The sequence below is a fragment of the Marinobacter lacisalsi genome (genome assembly GCF_042651045.1).
Lineage (GTDB): Bacteria > Pseudomonadota > Gammaproteobacteria > Pseudomonadales > Oleiphilaceae > Marinobacter > Marinobacter lacisalsi.
Genome location: NZ_JBHSDI010000007.1, coordinates 202,320 through 219,439, shown reverse-complemented (window position 1 = coordinate 219,439; position 17,120 = coordinate 202,320). Strand labels below are relative to the sequence as shown.

Below are 17,120 nucleotides of genomic sequence, written 5' to 3'. Positions count from 1 at the left end.
CATGACTGACCACCGCAAGCCGGGAAAGCCGGCCCAGGCGCTGGATACCCTGTATGCGTCGGACCAGCCACGCCAGGACTTCCGTTTCGATGCTTCGGTAGCCCGGGTGTTTCCGGACATGATCCGGCGCTCGGTGCCCGGCTATACCACCATCATTCCGATGATCGAGGTGATCACCGAGCAGTACATGCAGCCGGGCTCCCATGGTTACGACCTTGGCTGTTCCCTGGGCGCCTCCACCCTGGCCATGCGCCATGGCATGCCGGACTCCGGCTGTACCCTGGTGGGGGTGGACAACTCCGACGCCATGATTGAGCGTTGCGAGCATTTCATTGCCCTGGACGACCATCCCCTGCCAGTGGAGCTGCGTTGCGAGGACATCCTGGACACCGCCATCGAGAACGCGTCGGTGACCACCCTCAACTTCACCCTGCAGTTTGTCGATCCGGACCGACGCCTGGAGCTGTTGTCACGGATTGCCAACGCCACGAGACCTGGCGGTGTACTGATCCTGTCGGAGAAGATCCGTTTTGAGAGCGACGCCGAGCAGGCGACCCAGACCCTGCTGCATCACGAGTTCAAGCGGGCCAACGGCTACTCCGGCCTGGAGATCAGCCAGAAACGTTCGGCCCTGGAACAGGTATTGATCCCCGAAACGCTGGCGGAACATCGCAAACGGCTCGAGCAGGCCGGCTTCCACAACGTCATGGTCTGGTATCAGTGCTTCAATTTCATATCCATGCTGGCCTTCAAGCCGGCCTGATTCTTGAGGAGAAACCCCATGGCGGAGTTCGACTGGCAGACCACCTGGTCAGACATGCTGCTGCGTCTGGAGCAGGAAGGCTGGCAGGACTGGGCAGAAGCCATCCACCAGCAGCTTCATCGTCGCTTTGTCGAGAATCCCCACGGCGACCTGCCCCGCTGGCTGGCCGCCCTGGAGCAACTGCCCGACCGGCGGGATGCGATTGCCTACAATGATCGCAGTGAAGTGACGGTGGACAGCCTGATCCCCCTGTCCAGCCCGGAAGACGCGGAACTGGAAAAGGGTCTGCGAGGCCTGATGCCCTGGCGCAAGGGGCCCTTCCGCTTCTTCGGAACCCTGGTCGACACCGAATGGCGTTCCGACTGGAAATGGGACCGGGTGGCCCCGGCTCTTTCCAGCCTGGACGGGCGCCGCGTGCTCGATGTGGGGTGTGGTTCCGGCTATCACCTGTGGCGAATGTATGGGGCCGGCGCGGCGGAAGTGATTGGTATCGACCCGGGCATGCTGTTCCTGTGTCAGTTCCTGGCGGTGAAACGCTACCAGCCTTCGGCCCCGGTCGATTTGCTTCCCTTGCGCATCGAGGATCTGGTCCGGCCCCTGGAGTATTTCGATACCACTTTTTCCATGGGGGTGCTCTATCATCGGCGTTCGCCCATCGATCATCTGCTGGAACTGAAGGATACCCTGCGCCCGGGCGGTGAACTGGTCCTGGAAACCCTGGTAGTGGAAGGACCGGAGGGCTACACCCTGATGCCGGAAGACCGTTATGGCCGCATGCGAAACGTCTGGTTCCTGCCCTCCTGCGACACCCTGTTACGGTGGATGGCCAGGGCCGGCCTGGAGGACGCCCGGGTGGTGGATGTGACAGTGACCACCACCGACGAGCAACGAGCAACGGACTGGATGCAGTTCCAGTCACTGGAGCACTTCCTGGATCCGAACGATCCCACCCGCACTATCGAAGGCTATCCCGGGCCCCGCAGGGCCACGATCATTGCCCGCAAACCCGGGTAACCCTACCCCTGAAAAAGCAAAAAGCCCCTGGGCGATGTCCGCTCCAGGGGCTCAATTATCCAAAGGCCTCAGCCCCGGTCAGGCGCCGAATGGATGGCGCATGGTGATGGTCTCCACCCGGTCCGGGCCGGTGGAAATGATATCAATGGGCGCCTCGATCTGCTCTTCCAGGAACTGGATGTAGGCACGGGCGTTGGCCGGCAGCTGGTCGACGCTGGTGAGACCTACCGTGCTCTCACTCCAGCCCGGCAACTCCTCGTAAACCGGCTCAATCAGACCATATTCTTCCACATTGATCGGCGGACGGTTCATCTCACCGTCCGGCGTCTTATACCCCACACAGACCTTGACGGTTTCCATGCCGTCGAGCACATCCAGCTTGGTCAGGCAGATGCCCGATACACTGTTGATCTGGATGGCATGACGCAGGGCAACCGCATCGAACCATCCGCAACGACGGGAACGGCCCGTGGTTGTACCAATTTCGTTACCCTTGACCGCCAGATGCTGCCCCATGTCGTCGAATAACTCGGTGGGGAAAGGACCCGAACCCACCCGGGTGGTGTAGGCTTTGGTGATACCCAACACATAGTCGAGGAACAGCGGGCCGAAACCGGTTCCGGTTGCCGTGCCGCCAGCGGTGGTGTTGGAGGAAGTCACATACGGGTAGGTACCCAGGTCAATGTCCAGCAGGGAACCCTGCGCACCTTCGAAGAGGATATTCTCGCCACGCTTGCGGTAACCATGCAGCAGATCGGTGACGTCCGCCGCCATGGGCAGGATCTCTTCGCCCATTTTCTTCAGGGTGGCCAGGGCCTGATCCACGTCCTCCGGTTCTTCCTTGAAGTACTCGGTGAGTACGAAATTGTGGTACTGCATGATTTCACGCAGCTTCTGCTCGAAGGCCTCGGGGTTATGCAGATCACCCAGGCGCAGGCCTCGACGGGAGACCTTGTCTTCGTAGGCAGGGCCGATGCCACGACCCGTGGTGCCAATCTTGTCGTTACCACGGGCCTTTTCCCGAGCCAGGTCAATGCGGACATGGGTAGGCAGGATCAACGGGCAGGCGTAACTGATGCGCAGCCGGTCCCGAACTGCCACGCCGTTTTCCTCCAGCTCCCGCACTTCCTTCAGCAGGGCATCCGGGGACAGCACCACGCCGTTACCGATCAGGCACTGGACATGCTTGCGCAGGATGCCGGAAGGAATCAGGTGAAGCGCCGTTTTCTTGCCTTCTATCACCAGAGTATGGCCCGCATTGTGGCCACCCTGGAAGCGCACCACAGCTGCCACCTGATCGGTCAGCAGGTCAACGATCTTACCCTTGCCTTCGTCACCCCATTGGGTGCCCAGCACTACGACGTTCTTTCCCATGACAATCTCTCATACCGTCCGGCCAGGGACCGGCCGCTGTCAAAATGAATGCAGGCGCATTGGCGAACAGGGCATTAACCCGGTTCAGCACGCCCCCAGTTGTTCAACTACCCATTGCCCGTCACGCTTGACCAGGATCCGGTCACAGCCACGCTCGGCCGGGTTGACGCTGACATCCTCTGGCAGTGCCCGTACCACGGTTTCCGTCATTCGCAGGCCGGCAACGGTGGAATCCAGTGCCGGGTCCGCATCCGCGGGCGCCCAGATGGCCGAACGAACCCGCCCGGCCCGTTGCCCCAGCCCCACCAGGGCCCGCACATCCAGGCTGAACCCTGTTGCGGGCCGGGCACGACCAAAATCCTGGCCAATGGCGTCGTAACGTCCGCCCTTGCCGACAGCGTCACCGTGGCCCTGAACATAGGCGGCGAACACCAGCCCGGTGTGGTAGTTGTAGCCCCGCAGTTCACAGAAATCGAAGCCGAGATTCAGGTCCGGATGAGTCTCCAGCAGATGGTCTGCCACCCGCTGCAACTGGTCCAGCGCCCGGATAACGTTGGCCGGTGCGCCGGCCAGGGCCTCGCGGGCCTTACCCAGGGCATCGCGGCCACCACTCACCCTGGCCAGGACCCGCAGCAGGGCTCCGGGCGATTCAGGGGGGCAATTCCCCAGCAGTTGATCCAGCTCGGGAATCGACTTGCGGGCCATGGCGTCGAAAATCGCCGCCTCGGTTTCATCACTGAACTGCGCCGCCTCGATCAGCGACTGATAAATGGCCACATGAGCCAGATCCAGATGCACATCGCTGATTCCGGCCACCCGCAGGGTCTCCAGCATCAGCCGGATCACTTCCAGGTCAGCGTCTTCCGAGGCACTGCCGAACAGCTCGCAGCCAGCCTGGATGGGCGTACGCCCCGTCAGCATGTGCTGGGGGCGGGCATGAAGCACATGACCGGCATAACAAAGGCGGGTGATGCCTTCCTGGTGCAGGGTATGGGCATCAATACGGGCCGCCTGGGGAGTCATGTCGGCACGAACCCCCATCATCCGACCAGTCAGCTGATCGGTCAGCTTGAAGGTCTGCAGGGCCAGGTCATGGCCGGTGCCAGTAAACAGGGACTCCAGGTATTCGATCAGCGGTGGTATCACCAGCTGGTAGCCCCAGCGCTGGCAGGTATCCATGATGTCCCGGCGCAGGGATTCGATCTGGCCCGCCAGTGGCGGCAGAATGTCCTCGACGCCGTCAGGGAGCAGCCAGCGGTCAGAAACCGTCATATCCTGTTTACCTTCTGCAGAATTCAGTGTGGGCCAGGGGTTCGGGCAACGGCGTTATCGGTCGCCGGCATTTGGCCAAACCCGGCGGATTTTACACCTTTGCCAGTCACAAAAAAACCGGACCGCCCGGTGGCGGCCCGGTTTCCCGGGTCAGCAACAGCGAACGTTAGTTGACGTTCGCCGGGTTCGCGTCCTTGAGGTACTTCAGGAACGCATTGTCACTGTCGATCACCATGATGTCATCCTTGCCCGAGAAGGTCTTCTGATAGGCCTCCAGGCTCCGGTATAACTGGTAGAACTCCGGATCGCTTCCATAGGCATTGGCGTAGATACGGGCGGCTTCACCGTCACCCTCACCCCGGGTTTCCTCGGCGGTGGCAAAGGCTTCAGCCAGTGTCACCGTGCGCTGGCGGTCAGCGTCGGCACGGATACCCTCAGCCAGCTCGCGGCCCCGTGAACGGAACTCCTGGGCCAGTTTCTCACGCTCGGTGGCCATGCGACGATAGACGTTCTCGCTAACCGACTGGGGCAGTTCGATGGCCTTGACGCGGATATCCACCACTTCAATACCGAATGCCTCCATCACCCGCTCATTGACACGCTCGGTAAGGTTTTCCATCAGCTCGTCCCGCTGGCCAGAGACCACCTCGTGCATGGTGCGCACACCAAACTCATCCCGCAGGCCGTTGTCGATACGCGACAGCAGCAGCGACTGGGCACGCAACTCATCGCCACCCGTGGACCGGTAATACTCGTCCACGTCACGAATGCGCCAGGCCACGTAGGAATCCACATCCAGCGGTTTCTTCTCGATGGTCAGGTACTGCTTGGCAGGAAGATCGGTGGTCAGCAACCGGATATCGAACTGCCGTACCTGCTCAACCACCGGTATCTTGAAGTGCAGCCCCGCCGGCACATCGGTCTCCACCAGCTCACCGAAGCGCAGGACCACGCCCCGGTGAGTTTCCGGGATAATGAAAACACTCGACAAGACCAGCAGGATAACGACCAGGGCCCCTGCAAGGCCCGCTATGCTTTTAGGCCCCATGATTATCGACTCCTCGGACTGTTACTCATTTCCTGACGGTTGCGCAGCTCCTCAATGACGCGATCTGTCAGCGCCTGAATGCTCTGCTCATCACCCCTCTGACTGCTGTCCTGGGCGCCAGAGCTGCCCGAGGTACTACCGCTGCCGGCCTGGCCACTGAACATACGGTCCAGGGGCAGGTACATCATGTTGCCAGTACTCGCTGTATCCACCAGCACCTTGGTGGTGTTGGAGTACACGTTTTCCAGAGCCTGCAGGTACATGCGTTCACGGGTCACCACGGGGGCGTCCTCATAAACGGACAGCAACTCGGTAAAGCGGGCAGTTTCACCACGGGCCCGCTCGATCACCTCGGCGCGGTAGGCATTAGCCTCCTCAATCAGGCGCTGGGCGCGACCACGGGCTTCTGGTACAACCCGGTTGCGGTAGGTTTCCGCCTCTTCCTTGAAACGTTGCTCGTCTTCACGGGCCCGCTGTACTTCCCGGAAGGCGTCCTGCACGGCCGCTGGCGGCTGTGTGCTTTCCACGTTGACCTGAACAATCTCCAGCCCGGTACTGTAGTCAGCCAGGAAATTCTGCAGCCGTTGCTCGACACGGATGGCCAGTTCGGCCCGCCCCTCGGTCAGCACATCGTCCAGCACCGAGCTGCCCACTTCGTGACGCAGGGCGCTGTCGGTGGCAAAGGCCAGGGCCTGGTTGGAATCGCGGACGTTCAGTACGTAAGCCTTGGCGTCAGAGACCCGGTACTGCACCTGGAGATCCACGGTGACGATATTCTCGTCTTCGGTCAGCATCTGACCTGCGGATTCGGCGTTACGGACGTTGGTCACGCGAACCTTGGTGGCCGATTCCACCAGCGGCAGCTTGAACCGCAGGCCCGGGTTCTCGGTGCGATGGTATTCACCAAAACGGAGGACAACAGCCCGTTCCTGTTCGTCAACCGTGTAGAAAGACTGGAAGACCACATAGCCGACCACAATAATGGCGCCCAGGGCGAACACGGCACCAAGACCAGCACCACCCCCCTTGCCACCGGAGCCGCCGGAACCACCGGAGCGGTTACCGCCCTTGCCTCCGAGCATGCGGTTGAGCTTGTCCAGCCCTTTTTTCAGGGCCTCATCCAGGTCGGGCGGCCCCTGATCTTTACCACCACGGCCACCACCGGTGCCCCAGGGGTCGTTGTCGTTGCGATTTCCACCCGGTTCATTCCAGGCCATAAATCTCTCCGTCTGTGCGTTTTAAGCGATGCGAATGGCTGCAAATACTAGGGATTTATACGGGCCCCGGCAATAGCTAGTCTACCGTTTGGTTAATGCGCTGACCTACTGACCCACTACCGGGGCGCTTCCGGGGCTTCCACCCTGACCTGATCTGCAAGCAAGCCCGCGCGACTGAGAAGCTGGAACCAGTCCCGACTCTGCAGGCGGACTTCCACCACGACGTCGCCATTGTCACGATATGTCTCATCAATGACCGACCCGGCCTCATGGAGCAACGCCCGCAGCTTGCCATCCGCCGGCCCCAGTACCACACACTGGTGCAGCAGATCCTCGGCGAGCCGTTCAACAATGGCATCGAACAATAGCTCCATGCCGGCACCAGTGTAGGCAGACACCCAAACCCGGACCGGTTCGCCGGTCTCATTGCGCTCCACTCTCGGCTCGAAATCGCCAAGCAGGTCAATCTTGTTGAACACCTGCAGCACCGGTACTTCGTCAGCGCCAATCTCATGGAGCACCGAATCCACCTGCTCCATGTTCTCCTCCCTCCGCTCGTCGTGACAGTCGACAACGTGCAACAACAGGGAAGCCAGTGTGGTTTCTTCCAGGGTCGCCCTGAAGGCCTCCACCAGCTTGTGGGGAAGATGGCGAATAAACCCTACTGTGTCCGCAATAACGACAGGCCCGATGTCCGGAAGTTCCAGCCGTCGCAATGTCGGATCCAGGGTGGCGAACAGCTGGTCCGCTGCATAGACCCCGGATTTTGTAATGTGATTGAACAGGGTGGACTTGCCGGCGTTGGTATAGCCCACCAGGGAAACCGTGGGAATATCCGCACGCTTGCGCGCCCGTCGCCCCTGGTCCCGTTGACGGCGCACCTTTTCCAGTCGCTTGTGAATCGCCTTGATACGCTCCCGCAGAAGGCGGCGATCGGTTTCCAGCTGGGTCTCACCCGGGCCGCGCAGACCAATACCGCCTTTCTGGCGCTCAAGGTGAGTCCAGCCACGGACCAGCCGGGTAGCCATATGATCCAGCTGGGCCAGCTCCACCTGAAGCTTGCCTTCATGGGTGCGGGCGCGCTGGGCAAAGATGTCCAGGATCACCCCGGTACGGTCCAGCACCCGGCATTTCAGTTCACGCTCGATATTGCGTTCCTGGCTGGGGCTGAGGGCGTGATTGAACAGTACCACATCCGCTTCGCAGGCCCTGGCAATATCGCCGATTTCCTCCAGCTTGCCCTCGCCCACAAAGAGGCGGGGACTGGGCTGGTTACGGGATCCGGTCACTTCTGCCACGGGCTCTACGCCGGCGGACGTCACCAGCTCACGGAATTCCCCCAGATCTTCGGCCTCGCTGCCGCGGGAACTGAATTCGATGTGAACGAGCACCGCCCGTTCGCCGACATCAGGACGTTCAAACAATCAATCTTTCTCCAGTCATTGGGGAAGCGTCGTCAACGGGCATACGCAAAGAGCGACAGGCCCTTTCACAGGCCTTGTCCGCTATCCGATCGTATCAATGCAAAAACCCGCACAGGCCGGACCAGTCATTGCTGGCCAGCCTGTGCGGGTTCGCCGACAAACCCGAAGGATCTGTCACTCTTCCGTTTCATTTTCTCCGGCCGGGTTCTGCTGGGGAACACGGACATTGCGGGCCGGCACAACGGTAGAAATAGCGTGCTTGTATACCATCTGGCTGACGGTGTTCTTCAGCAGAATCACGAACTGGTCAAACGACTCTACCTGGCCCTGCAGCTTGATACCGTTCACCAGGAAGATGGAAACCGGGATTCGCTCCTTGCGCAGTGCATTGAGGTAAGGGTCTTGTAGAGAGTGCCCTTTTGACATGTTATTTCTCCTGTTTTTCTGATAATGCAGATCGTCATTGTTTAGCAGCCGCGGGAGCCACCAACGTTAATCAACGCAGGGCCAGCAGCCAATCGAGACCGGACCCCTCCAGCGGAGTTCCCGGCGAAGCTCCGGAGCAGCCAGTTTATCTAGTGTCCCGGATTCAATGTGGAGTGAGATTCAATTTTTTTCAAGGCAATAGCGGTATTTTGCCCGGCCCCGGTCTCGAGCCAGGTCACATTCCGCCACTTTCTCAACCAGGTCAGCTGGCGCTTGGCCAGCTGGCGGGTTGCAGCCATGCCCTTTTCCACCATGTCGGCGTAGTCTCCCTCGCCAGCCAGCCAGGACCAGACCTGCCGATACCCCACACACCGCATTGAAGGCATGTCCGACGACAGATCACCCCGGGCCATCAGCCCTCTCACTTCATCCACAAAGCCCTGTCCAAGCATGGCCTGGAAGCGGACACCGATACGCTCATGGAGCTGGTGCCGCTGCGCTGGCGACAGTGCGAACTGAGCGACAGTATACGGGAGCTGGTGATCGGCGTCTGCCTGCCATTTCGTTGTATACGGGTAATCCTTGATATTTTCCTCATCCTGCCAACAGGAGGAAATCGGGCGCCCGGTCACCTCGAAGACTTCCAGTGCCCGCAGCAAACGCTGCCGGTTGTTGGGATGAATAAGCGTTGCCGCCACCGGATCGACGCTGGCTAACCGGCGATGCATCTCGCCCCAGCCCAGCTCTGCCGCCTCGGCCTCCAGCCGCCGCCGCACCGCAGGATCCGCTGACGGCAGGTCGCCCATACCCTGCAGCAGCGCCTTGTAGTACATCATGGTGCCACCCACCAGCAGGGGGATACGCCCGGCACGGGTGATTTCCGCCATCTCGACCAGGGCATCGCGACGGAAGTCGGCGGCGGAATAGGTTTCAGCGGGATCGCAGATATCAATCAGCCGGTGCGGTGCCTGCGCCAGCTCTTCAGCCGACGGCTTGGCGGTACCGATATCCATGCCCCGGTAGATCATCGCCGAGTCGACGCTGATGATGTCACAGGGCAACTGCTGACAGAGCTCGATGGCCAGATCCGTCTTGCCCGAGGCTGTCGGCCCCATGATCAGTATCGCCAGAGGTGGCTGGCTGCCTGCCGCGCTCATCAACGGCCCCGCAGGAACAGCTTGTCCAGTTCCGGCAAGGTGACCAGGGTCCAGGTGGGCCGGCCATGATTGCACTGACCACTGCGCTCAGTGGCCTCCATATCCCGTAACAGCGCATTCATTTCAGGGATGGTCAGTTGCCGGTTGGCCCGCACCGAGCCATGGCAGGCCATGGTGCCCAGGAGTTCATGGGTCTGGGCCTCGACCCGGTCACTGCTGCCATCGGCAATCAGGTCGGCCAGTACGTCCCGCAGCAACTGCTCGGCATCCGCCCCACGCAACAGGGCGGGCAACTGGCGCACCGCCAGGGTCTCCGGCCCGATGCGCTCCACCACCAGGCCCAGGGTGGCCAGCTCCACCGCATGGTCCTCCGCCAGGCCCGCTTCCTTCTGACTGACCGCCACGGAAACCGGCACCAGCAACGGCTGACTGGTCAAATCTTCGGCGTCCAGCGCCCGTTTCATGCGCTCATAGGTAATGCGCTCGTGGGCCGCATGCATGTCGACAATGATCATGCCCTGGCGGCTCTGGGCCAGGATGTAGATACCGTGCAACTGGGCGATGGCGTACCCCAGGGGCGGCTCGCCGTTCTCTCCCTCCACGGCGGTTGAGGAACCCATGGCGGGCGTGGGCTGACCTTGCGGATAGGTACGGGGTTCCGCCAGCGCGGTCGACGCGTCGGCACCAACCGGGCCACCACCCTCGTTGAGGGAGCGGTAGAGCGCCATCTGATCCTGGGCTGCCCAGGGCGATTGCTGGCCCGGGGGAGCATTATTGCCCTGATAGCCACCAAACCCTCCGGGCGATGCGCCGGAGGCGCCACCCGGAACACCGGCCGGCTGGGCTCCTGGCATGGCCGACGGCTGCATTCCTGGTGGCCCGCCTTCACGCCCCAGTGACTGGGCCACGGCACCACGGAAGTGGTCATCCGGGCGCACGTCCGCCAGCGCCCGATGCAGGGTGCGGAAGATAAAGTCATGCACCAGCCGGCCATCCCGGAAGCGTACTTCATGCTTGGTGGGGTGAACGTTTACATCCACATTGGCCGGATCCAGCTCCAGGTACAGTACGAAGGCGGGATGGCGGTTGTTGTAAAGCACATCGCGATAGGCCTGGCGCACGGCATGGGCCACCAGCCGGTCGCGGATGACGCGGCCATTGACGAAAAAGTACTGCAGGTCCGCCTGGCTGCGGGAGAACGTGGGCAGGGCCACCCAGCCGCGCAGGCGCAGCCCCGTGGCCTCGGCATCGATCACCACGGCATTGTCGATAAACTTCTGGCCACAGAGCGAACCGATGCGGCGCTCGTGGTCCAGTTCAGTCTCCGCTGGCCGCAGACTGTGCACCACTTTCTGGTTATGGCGCAGGGTAAAACCGGTATCGAAGCGACCCAGCGCCTGGCGACGCAGCACTTCCTCGACATGACCGAACTCGGTTTTCTCCGTACGCAGAAACTTGCGCCGGGCCGGGGTATTGAAGAACAGGTCCCGCACTTCCACGGTGGTTCCCACCGGATGGGCTGCTGGCGACACCCTGGCATCCATGTCACGGCCCTCCACTTCCACGCGGCTGGCGGCTTCCTGCTCCACCGTGCGGGACGTAAGCGTCAGGCGCGATACCGAACTGATACTGGCCAGAGCCTCACCCCGGAAAGCCAATGAACCGACCGCTTCCAGATCGTCCAGCGTGGCAATCTTGCTGGTAGCATGGCGACTCAGGGCCAGGGGCAGCTCAGCTTCGGGGATACCGACGCCATCGTCCCGCACCCGAATCAGCCGCGCACCTCCCTGCTCCACCTCCACATCAACGCGCCGGGCGCCGGCATCCAGGGCGTTTTCAACCAGTTCCTTGAGGACCGAGGCCGGCCGTTCAACCACCTCCCCGGCAGCAATCTGGTTGGCCAGCCGGGGGGACAGCAGCTTGATGGAAGGCATGGGGGTCTCTGTCTCCAGACTTCAGTGAATGATGGTCCGGATGATAACAGATTCAATACGGCGAACGCTGCGGCCACGGGAGATAGACCCATGACCGCAGCAAGGAGGAAGGGGGATCAGGAGTTGGGAATCTGCAGGGTCTGGCCCACCAATACCACGTCGTCGGTAAGGCCATTGACACGCTTTAGCGCTTCCACGGACACCTGATTCCTCCGGGCCACCGCCGATAGCGTGTCACCGCGCTGGACGCGATACTCACTAGCGACCGCGCCACCCTGCTGACGTTTCTGCCAGGCCAGCAACGTGCCGGGGGGCGGCACGTTGTTGAAGTAGGCATCAATGCCGTCAAACACCGCCCGGGCCACCTTGCGCTGGTGGTTGGCGCTGGCCAGGTTGCGCTCCTCGCGGGGGTTGGAAATGAAGCCGGCCTCCACAAGAATCGAGGGAATATCAGGTGATTTCAGCACCACAAAAGCCGCCTGCTCCACGCCGCGCTTGTGCAGCTTGGTGACATCACCAAGCTGGTCCAGGATGTAGCCACCCACACCCACACTGGCATTGATACTGGCGGTCATGGACAGATCCAGCAGCACACCGGCGAGGACATCGTCCTTGTCACCAAGGGTCACACCGCCTTCGCCGCCAATCAGATCCGAGCGGTTTTCGCTGCGGGCCAGCCAGCGGGCTGTCTCACTGGTGGCGCCCCGCTGAGACAGGGCAAACACGGACGCCCCGCTGGGCTGCGGGCTGCGAAAGGCGTCCGCATGTACCGATACAAACAGATCCGCGTTGTGCTTGCGGGCAAGCAGGGTGCGGCGACGCAGGTCAATGTAATAGTCGCCCGTCCGGGTCAGCCGGGCCTCGTAACCCGGCTTGCTGTCAATCAGTTCTTCCAGCCTGCGGGCCATGGCCAGCACCACGTCCTTCTCGCGGGTGCCGCCCGGCCCGATGGCGCCCGGATCCTCGCCGCCATGTCCGGCATCAATCACCACGATGATGTCGCGCTTGCTATCGCTCTGGTCGCGGACAATCGGCTTGGTCAGCTCATCCAGGGATTCCCGGTCCTCCTGGATCAGGTCCACCACCAGGCGATGGCCATACTGCTGGTTGGGCTCCAGCAGGAAGCTACGGGGTTTGATGTCCTTTTCCAGATCCAGCACTACCCGCAGGTCATTGCCGTTACGGGGCGCGCTGCGGATCCGTTTTACCGGGCTGTTGCTGAGGTCCAGCCGGTCCAGGTTGGCACCCAGACTGGTGTCCTGCATGTCGATCACCAGCCGCGACGGATTCTCCAGCGAGAATATGGTGTGTCTGACCTGCGACCGGGTATCAAACACCAGCCGCGTGTGGTCCGGCGCCGGCCAGATCCGGGCGCCCTCCACTTCCGTAGCGGCGATGCCTGCGGCAGGACTCAACGAAACGACAACCACCAACAGCAGTCGCAAACAATCCCTGACTGTTATTATCATATGCGGGCCCTCAATCCTGGTCCGTCCTGTCCAAGTTCTGCGGCTGACCACCAGCCGCCGAATCACTCTGTTCCTGCATCCGGTCAAGCAAGGCCTGACCAGCTTCGGTGCGGGGCTCAAAGACCAGCGACCGCCCTTCACCCTCCGGCGTCAGGGTCAGGTCCAGGTCTGGCCCGGGCAGAACGCCCGCACCCCGTTCCGGCCACTCCACCAGGCATACATTGCCGGGAGCCAGATAGTCCCGGATACCCATGAACTCCAGCTCTTCCGGGTCGCCCAGGCGGTAGAGGTCAAAATGCCAGGTCGCCGGCTCCAGCTGGTCATAAGGCTCAACCAACGTATACGTCGGGCTCTTGACCGCCCCCCGGTGCCCCAGCCCCTGAATCAGGCCACGACTGAACGTCGTCTTGCCCGCTCCCAGCGTGCCATGGAGAAATATAACAAGGCCCCGGGCGGAAGGCACCGATTTCAGCGCATTGGCAAGACTTTTACCCATGTTCACCGTGGCGGCCTCATCCGCCAGCCATACGGCACGCTCAGCCATTGGTCGCCTCCACCTGACCAGACTCTGCGGCCATCAGTACCGGAGCCATGGCATCCATGACATCCGATGGCAGCAGGGCGCGGTAACCAAGGCGCCGTGAGGCTACGTTGGCCGCTGCCAGATGCAGGGTTGCGGCGTTGACTACCGCGTCGTCCAACGCCATGGCACGGCTACGCACCGCCTGCGCCAAGAATCCACCGGCGATACCAGAGAGCACATCACCCATGCCGCCGGTAGCCATACCAGGATTGGCGCCGCCAACCACCACCGGGAGCTGATCCGGTGCCGCCACCAGCGTACCGGCGCCCTTGAGCAGGGCAACTCCGCCATAGCGTTGCTGCAGCGCCTGGACCGCCGCCAGGCGATCGGCCTCCACGTCAGCCACAGAACACGCCAGCAGACGGGCAGCCTCACCCGGATGTGGTGTAATGACCTGACAGGCCTCCGCGCTGGGCGCCTGTGTGGCCAGCAGATTCAGTGCATCGGCATCCAGCAGGCGCGGCTTGTCGGAGGCGAGCACCTGTTGCAGCATCTGCCGGCCCCACGCGCCCTGACCAATACCCGGACCGCAGACCACTGCATCCGCCTTATCCAGCAAAGACTGAAGATCGTTTCCGTGCTCCACGCCCCGCACCATCAACGACGGGCACCGGCTCAATGCGGCAGCCACATGCTCAGGGCGAGTTGCCAGACTGACCAGCCCGGCACCACTGCGGGCGGCGGCTTCCGCGGCCAGCAGGCCAGCCCCCCCGAAGCCGTGATCGCCAGCGATGATCAGAACATGGCCAAAATCCCCCTTGTGGGCCCCTGGAGAAAGCGCTGGTAAAGTCACTTTTCTGTTTGCCCAGGTGGCCAGCTTCGCAACCGGCTCGACCTTGCAGCCTTCAATCTGCCTCTCGGCACCCAGGGTTTCATAGGCTACCTGACCGGCGTAGTGCGGCCCCTTACCGGTTACCAGCCCCAGCTTGCGGCCAATAAAGGTAGCGGTAACATCGGCCTGAACCGCCTCGCCCTCGGCCGTTCCCAGGCTGGCATCCAGGCCCGACGGAACATCCACCGCCAGTACCGGCCTGCCGCTGCCATTCACCCAGGCGATAACCTCATCAACCGGAGATCGCGGACGCCCCCGGGCGCCCGTGCCCAGCATCGCATCCACCAGCACCACGCCGTCGCCGGAGAGGCCGGCCTTTTTGCTCTCGTCCAGGCCTGACCAGTCGGTCATTGGCACACCGGCCTCATCAGCGTCCCGCCAGGCCTTGCGCGCATCGCCGGACAATTTCTGAGGATCGGCAACCGCCACACAGGTCACCTCCAGACCATGACGCAAAGCATTAAGGGCTACCAGATAGCCATCGCCACCATTGTTCCCGGCGCCGCACAGCACCACAACATGCCCCGCTGACGGCCAGTGACGCAGCACCTGACGGAAGGCGGCACGTGCTGCTTTCTGCATGAGGCCATAGCCCTCAACACCGCGTTCATCGATCAAAAAGCGGTCCAGAGCCTGCACGCCATCTGCAGTGAAAAGCGATTCTGTTAAGCTATCGAGTGTCACCATAATTGCCCGTATCATTACCTGTTCAAGAATCCGGTTTAACTGTTTGGGCCATATCTCTGTTCAGCATAGCAAAATTCGCGATCAGGCCATACTTTGATCAATAGTAGCGTCAATCCATGACTCCTGCACTTAAAGATTTTCCATCCCGGATCCGGCAACTGGCACAGGATCTGGGCTTCAGCGACGTGGGGATTACCCGCCCTGACACCGGCGTGCATGCCGAACGCCTGCAGCAGTGGCTGGATAACGGCATGCATGGGGAAATGGCGTGGATGGGCGACCACGGCGACAAACGCTACACCCCTACCTCACTGGTACCGGGCACTGAACGCATCATCTCCGTGCGCATGGACTACCGCTGGTCACCGGACAATCCACAGGGCGTACTGCAGGACCGGGAAAAGGCTTACGTCACCCGCTACGCCCTGGGACGGGACTACCACAAACTGATCCGCAAGCGCCTTGCAAAACTCGCCAAAGCCATCGATCAGGAACTGGAGGGCTACGATTACCGCGCCTTCACCGACAGCGCCCCGGTTATGGAAAAGGCCCTGGCCCAGCGGGCGGGGCTGGGCTGGATTGGCAAGAACACCCTGCTGCTGACCCCGAAGGCGGGCTCCTGGTTCTTCCTGGGGGAAATCTTCACCAACGCGCCGCTGCCCCTGACTGAACCCTTCGAAAAGGACCACTGCGGCACCTGTAGCGCCTGCCTCGACACCTGCCCCACCAATGCTTTTGCCGGCCCCTACGTGCTCGATGCCCGCCGCTGCATCAGCTACCTGACCATCGAGCTCAAAGGCTCCATTCCCGAGGAGCTGCGCCCGCTGATGGGCAACCGGGTGTTCGGCTGCGACGACTGCCAGCTGGCCTGCCCCTGGAACCGCTTCAGCAAGCCGACGCAGGAGGACGACTTCCAGCCCCGGAACGATCTGGACAACAGCACCCTGGCGGAGCTGTTCATGTGGACGGAGGAGGAGTTTCTGAAGCGCACCGAAGGATCGGCGATACGGCGAACCGGTTACGAAGGCTGGTTGCGGAATATCGCGGTCGGGCTGGGGAATGCGCCCTCGACTATTCCAGTCATTGAGGCACTCAAAGCGCGGTCAAACCACCCATCGGAGTTGGTACGAGAGCATGTGCAATGGGCGCTAAAAAGGCACCTAACAGGAGCGTAGAGCTCGCAGACTATACCCCAGTCAGCGAGGGGGATTGCGCGAGTTGTCGCGGTCATTTTCGTAACAGCGCCATGGATGGCGCGGAGCAAGGCAGGCCCAGGGATGGGCCTTGAATTGCGGTGAAGAAAATGACCGCGACAACTCTCGCAAGCGCCCGCCCTACTCCAAATCACCCAACCTAATCAGAGCTTAAAAAACGTCTCCCGATAATGCTGAAGCTCAACAATCGAATCCCGGATATCATCCAGGGCCAGATGCGAGCCCTTCTTCTTCACGCCCTCCAGCACATCCGGCCGCCAGCGCCGTGCCAACTCCTTGATGGTACTCACATCCAGGTTCCGATAATGGAAAAAGCCTTCCAGACGGGGCATGTACTTTACCAGGAAGCGCCGGTCCTGACCGATACTGTTACCGCACAGGGGCGACTTGCCGGGCTCAAGATACTGGGCCAGAAAATTCAGCGTCTGCTCCTCAGCCGCCGACTCCGTAATCGGCGATTCCTTCACCCGTTTGGTCAGACCGCTATTACCGTGAGTCCGGGTACACCACTCGTCCATGGCGTCCAGCAACTCGTCCGACTGATGAACCGCCAGCACCGGCCCCTCGGCGATCACCTTCAGGTTCGAATCCGTGACAATCGTCGCGATCTCGATGATCCGCTCCTGTTCAGGGTCCAGCCCTGTCATCTCCAGATCAATCCAGACCAGGCGATCATTATGTTCTTCTGCCATGGAGTCCTCCGCCA

At 61.6% G+C, this 17,120-nt stretch carries 15 protein-coding genes; 3 read left to right on the top strand and 12 right to left on the bottom strand.

The genetic code is table 11. The features are described from left to right. The first annotated feature begins 1 nt into the window (after position 1). Together cmoA and cmoB are read left to right on the top strand one after the other, a co-directional pair. Positions 2–763 (top strand): carboxy-S-adenosyl-L-methionine synthase CmoA, encoded by a 762-nt coding sequence (cmoA, locus tag ACFOZ5_RS04560; RefSeq protein WP_379885749.1) that lies wholly within the window; start codon positions 2–4, stop codon positions 761–763. A gap of 54 nt (positions 764–817) precedes the next feature. After that, positions 818–1,777, top strand: a complete 960-nt coding sequence (gene cmoB, locus ACFOZ5_RS04555) for a tRNA 5-methoxyuridine(34)/uridine 5-oxyacetic acid(34) synthase CmoB (RefSeq protein ID WP_379885881.1) — start codon at positions 818–820, stop codon at positions 1,775–1,777. 78 nt (positions 1,778–1,855) lie between these two features. Here cmoB and ACFOZ5_RS04550 read toward each other — a convergent pair whose 3' ends face one another. The 11 genes from ACFOZ5_RS04550 to ACFOZ5_RS04500 form a co-directional block, all read right to left on the bottom strand. Beyond that, the gene (locus ACFOZ5_RS04550) at positions 1,856–3,151 is read right to left on the bottom strand and encodes an adenylosuccinate synthase (RefSeq protein ID WP_379885747.1); all 1,296 of its coding nucleotides are present in this window, start codon (positions 3,149–3,151) and stop codon (positions 1,856–1,858) included. An 84-nt stretch (positions 3,152–3,235) separates the two neighbouring features. Further along, positions 3,236–4,423 (bottom strand): ATP phosphoribosyltransferase regulatory subunit, encoded by a 1,188-nt coding sequence (locus tag ACFOZ5_RS04545; RefSeq protein ID WP_379885745.1) that lies wholly within the window; start codon positions 4,421–4,423, stop codon positions 3,236–3,238. 166 nt (positions 4,424–4,589) lie between these two features. Continuing rightward, on the bottom strand, positions 4,590–5,471 hold the full coding sequence (gene hflC, locus ACFOZ5_RS04540) for a protease modulator HflC (RefSeq protein WP_379885743.1): 882 nt from the start codon (positions 5,469–5,471) through the stop codon (positions 4,590–4,592). 2 nt (positions 5,472–5,473) lie between these two features. Beyond that, entirely contained in the window at positions 5,474–6,688 is a 1,215-nt protein-coding gene (gene hflK, locus ACFOZ5_RS04535; protein ID WP_379885741.1) for an FtsH protease activity modulator HflK, read from the bottom strand. Positions 6,689–6,804: 116 nt separating this feature from the next. After that, positions 6,805–8,112 carry a ribosome rescue GTPase HflX gene (gene hflX / locus ACFOZ5_RS04530; RefSeq protein ID WP_379885739.1) on the bottom strand — a complete coding sequence of 436 codons (1,308 nt, stop codon included), beginning with the start codon at positions 8,110–8,112 and terminating at the stop codon, positions 6,805–6,807. Between the two features lie 174 nt (positions 8,113–8,286). Further along, positions 8,287–8,538, bottom strand: a complete 252-nt coding sequence (hfq, locus tag ACFOZ5_RS04525) for an RNA chaperone Hfq (protein ID WP_379885737.1) — start codon at positions 8,536–8,538, stop codon at positions 8,287–8,289. 149 nt (positions 8,539–8,687) lie between these two features. Continuing rightward, positions 8,688–9,695 (bottom strand): tRNA (adenosine(37)-N6)-dimethylallyltransferase MiaA, encoded by a 1,008-nt coding sequence (miaA, locus tag ACFOZ5_RS04520; RefSeq protein ID WP_379885735.1) that lies wholly within the window; start codon positions 9,693–9,695, stop codon positions 8,688–8,690. Continuing rightward, positions 9,695–11,629, bottom strand: a complete 1,935-nt coding sequence (gene mutL, locus ACFOZ5_RS04515; RefSeq protein WP_379885733.1) for a DNA mismatch repair endonuclease MutL — start codon at positions 11,627–11,629, stop codon at positions 9,695–9,697. The genes miaA and mutL overlap by 1 nt, the downstream gene beginning before the upstream one ends. 116 nt (positions 11,630–11,745) lie before the next feature. After that, the gene (locus tag ACFOZ5_RS04510; protein ID WP_379885731.1) at positions 11,746–13,098 is read right to left on the bottom strand and encodes an N-acetylmuramoyl-L-alanine amidase; all 1,353 of its coding nucleotides are present in this window, start codon (positions 13,096–13,098) and stop codon (positions 11,746–11,748) included. 10 nt (positions 13,099–13,108) lie between these two features. Then, entirely contained in the window at positions 13,109–13,642 is a 534-nt protein-coding gene (gene tsaE, locus ACFOZ5_RS04505; protein WP_379885729.1) for a tRNA (adenosine(37)-N6)-threonylcarbamoyltransferase complex ATPase subunit type 1 TsaE, read from the bottom strand. Continuing rightward, the gene (locus ACFOZ5_RS04500) at positions 13,635–15,200 is read right to left on the bottom strand and encodes an NAD(P)H-hydrate dehydratase (protein ID WP_379885727.1); all 1,566 of its coding nucleotides are present in this window, start codon (positions 15,198–15,200) and stop codon (positions 13,635–13,637) included. The genes tsaE and ACFOZ5_RS04500 overlap by 8 nt, the downstream gene beginning before the upstream one ends. Before the next feature lie 116 nt (positions 15,201–15,316). Here ACFOZ5_RS04500 and queG point away from each other — a divergent pair, with 116 nt between their 5' ends. Continuing rightward, a complete protein-coding gene (queG, locus tag ACFOZ5_RS04495) occupies positions 15,317–16,375 on the top strand; it encodes a tRNA epoxyqueuosine(34) reductase QueG (RefSeq protein ID WP_379885725.1) in 1,059 nt (352 codons plus the stop codon). Positions 16,376–16,557: 182 nt separating this feature from the next. Here the strand turns inward: queG and orn are convergent, their stop codons facing one another. Next, a complete protein-coding gene (gene orn / locus ACFOZ5_RS04490) occupies positions 16,558–17,106 on the bottom strand; it encodes an oligoribonuclease (RefSeq protein WP_379885723.1) in 549 nt (182 codons plus the stop codon). Between the last annotated feature and the right edge of the window lie 14 nt (positions 17,107–17,120).

What these genes read in the sequence shown, in the direction of transcription:
- cmoA (WP_379885749.1), top strand. Translation starts at nt 2, where the DNA reads ATGACTGACCACCGCAAGCCGGGAAAGCCGGCCCAGGCGCTGGATACC.
- cmoB (WP_379885881.1), top strand. Translation starts at nt 818, where the DNA reads ATGCTGCTGCGTCTGGAGCAGGAAGGCTGGCAGGACTGGGCAGAAGCC.
- ACFOZ5_RS04550 (WP_379885747.1), bottom strand. Translation starts at nt 3,151, where the DNA reads ATGGGAAAGAACGTCGTAGTGCTGGGCACCCAATGGGGTGACGAAGGC.
- ACFOZ5_RS04545 (WP_379885745.1), bottom strand. Translation starts at nt 4,423, where the DNA reads ATGACGGTTTCTGACCGCTGGCTGCTCCCTGACGGCGTCGAGGACATT.
- hflC (WP_379885743.1), bottom strand. Translation starts at nt 5,471, where the DNA reads ATGGGGCCTAAAAGCATAGCGGGCCTTGCAGGGGCCCTGGTCGTTATC.
- hflK (WP_379885741.1), bottom strand. Translation starts at nt 6,688, where the DNA reads ATGGCCTGGAATGAACCGGGTGGAAATCGCAACGACAACGACCCCTGG.
- hfq (WP_379885737.1), bottom strand. Translation starts at nt 8,538, where the DNA reads ATGTCAAAAGGGCACTCTCTACAAGACCCTTACCTCAATGCACTGCGC.
- miaA (WP_379885735.1), bottom strand. Translation starts at nt 9,695, where the DNA reads ATGAGCGCGGCAGGCAGCCAGCCACCTCTGGCGATACTGATCATGGGG.
- mutL (WP_379885733.1), bottom strand. Translation starts at nt 11,629, where the DNA reads ATGCCTTCCATCAAGCTGCTGTCCCCCCGGCTGGCCAACCAGATTGCT.
- ACFOZ5_RS04510 (WP_379885731.1), bottom strand. Translation starts at nt 13,098, where the DNA reads ATGATAATAACAGTCAGGGATTGTTTGCGACTGCTGTTGGTGGTTGTC.
- tsaE (WP_379885729.1), bottom strand. Translation starts at nt 13,642, where the DNA reads ATGGCTGAGCGTGCCGTATGGCTGGCGGATGAGGCCGCCACGGTGAAC.
- ACFOZ5_RS04500 (WP_379885727.1), bottom strand. Translation starts at nt 15,200, where the DNA reads ATGGTGACACTCGATAGCTTAACAGAATCGCTTTTCACTGCAGATGGC.
- queG (WP_379885725.1), top strand. Translation starts at nt 15,317, where the DNA reads ATGACTCCTGCACTTAAAGATTTTCCATCCCGGATCCGGCAACTGGCA.
- orn (WP_379885723.1), bottom strand. Translation starts at nt 17,106, where the DNA reads ATGGCAGAAGAACATAATGATCGCCTGGTCTGGATTGATCTGGAGATG.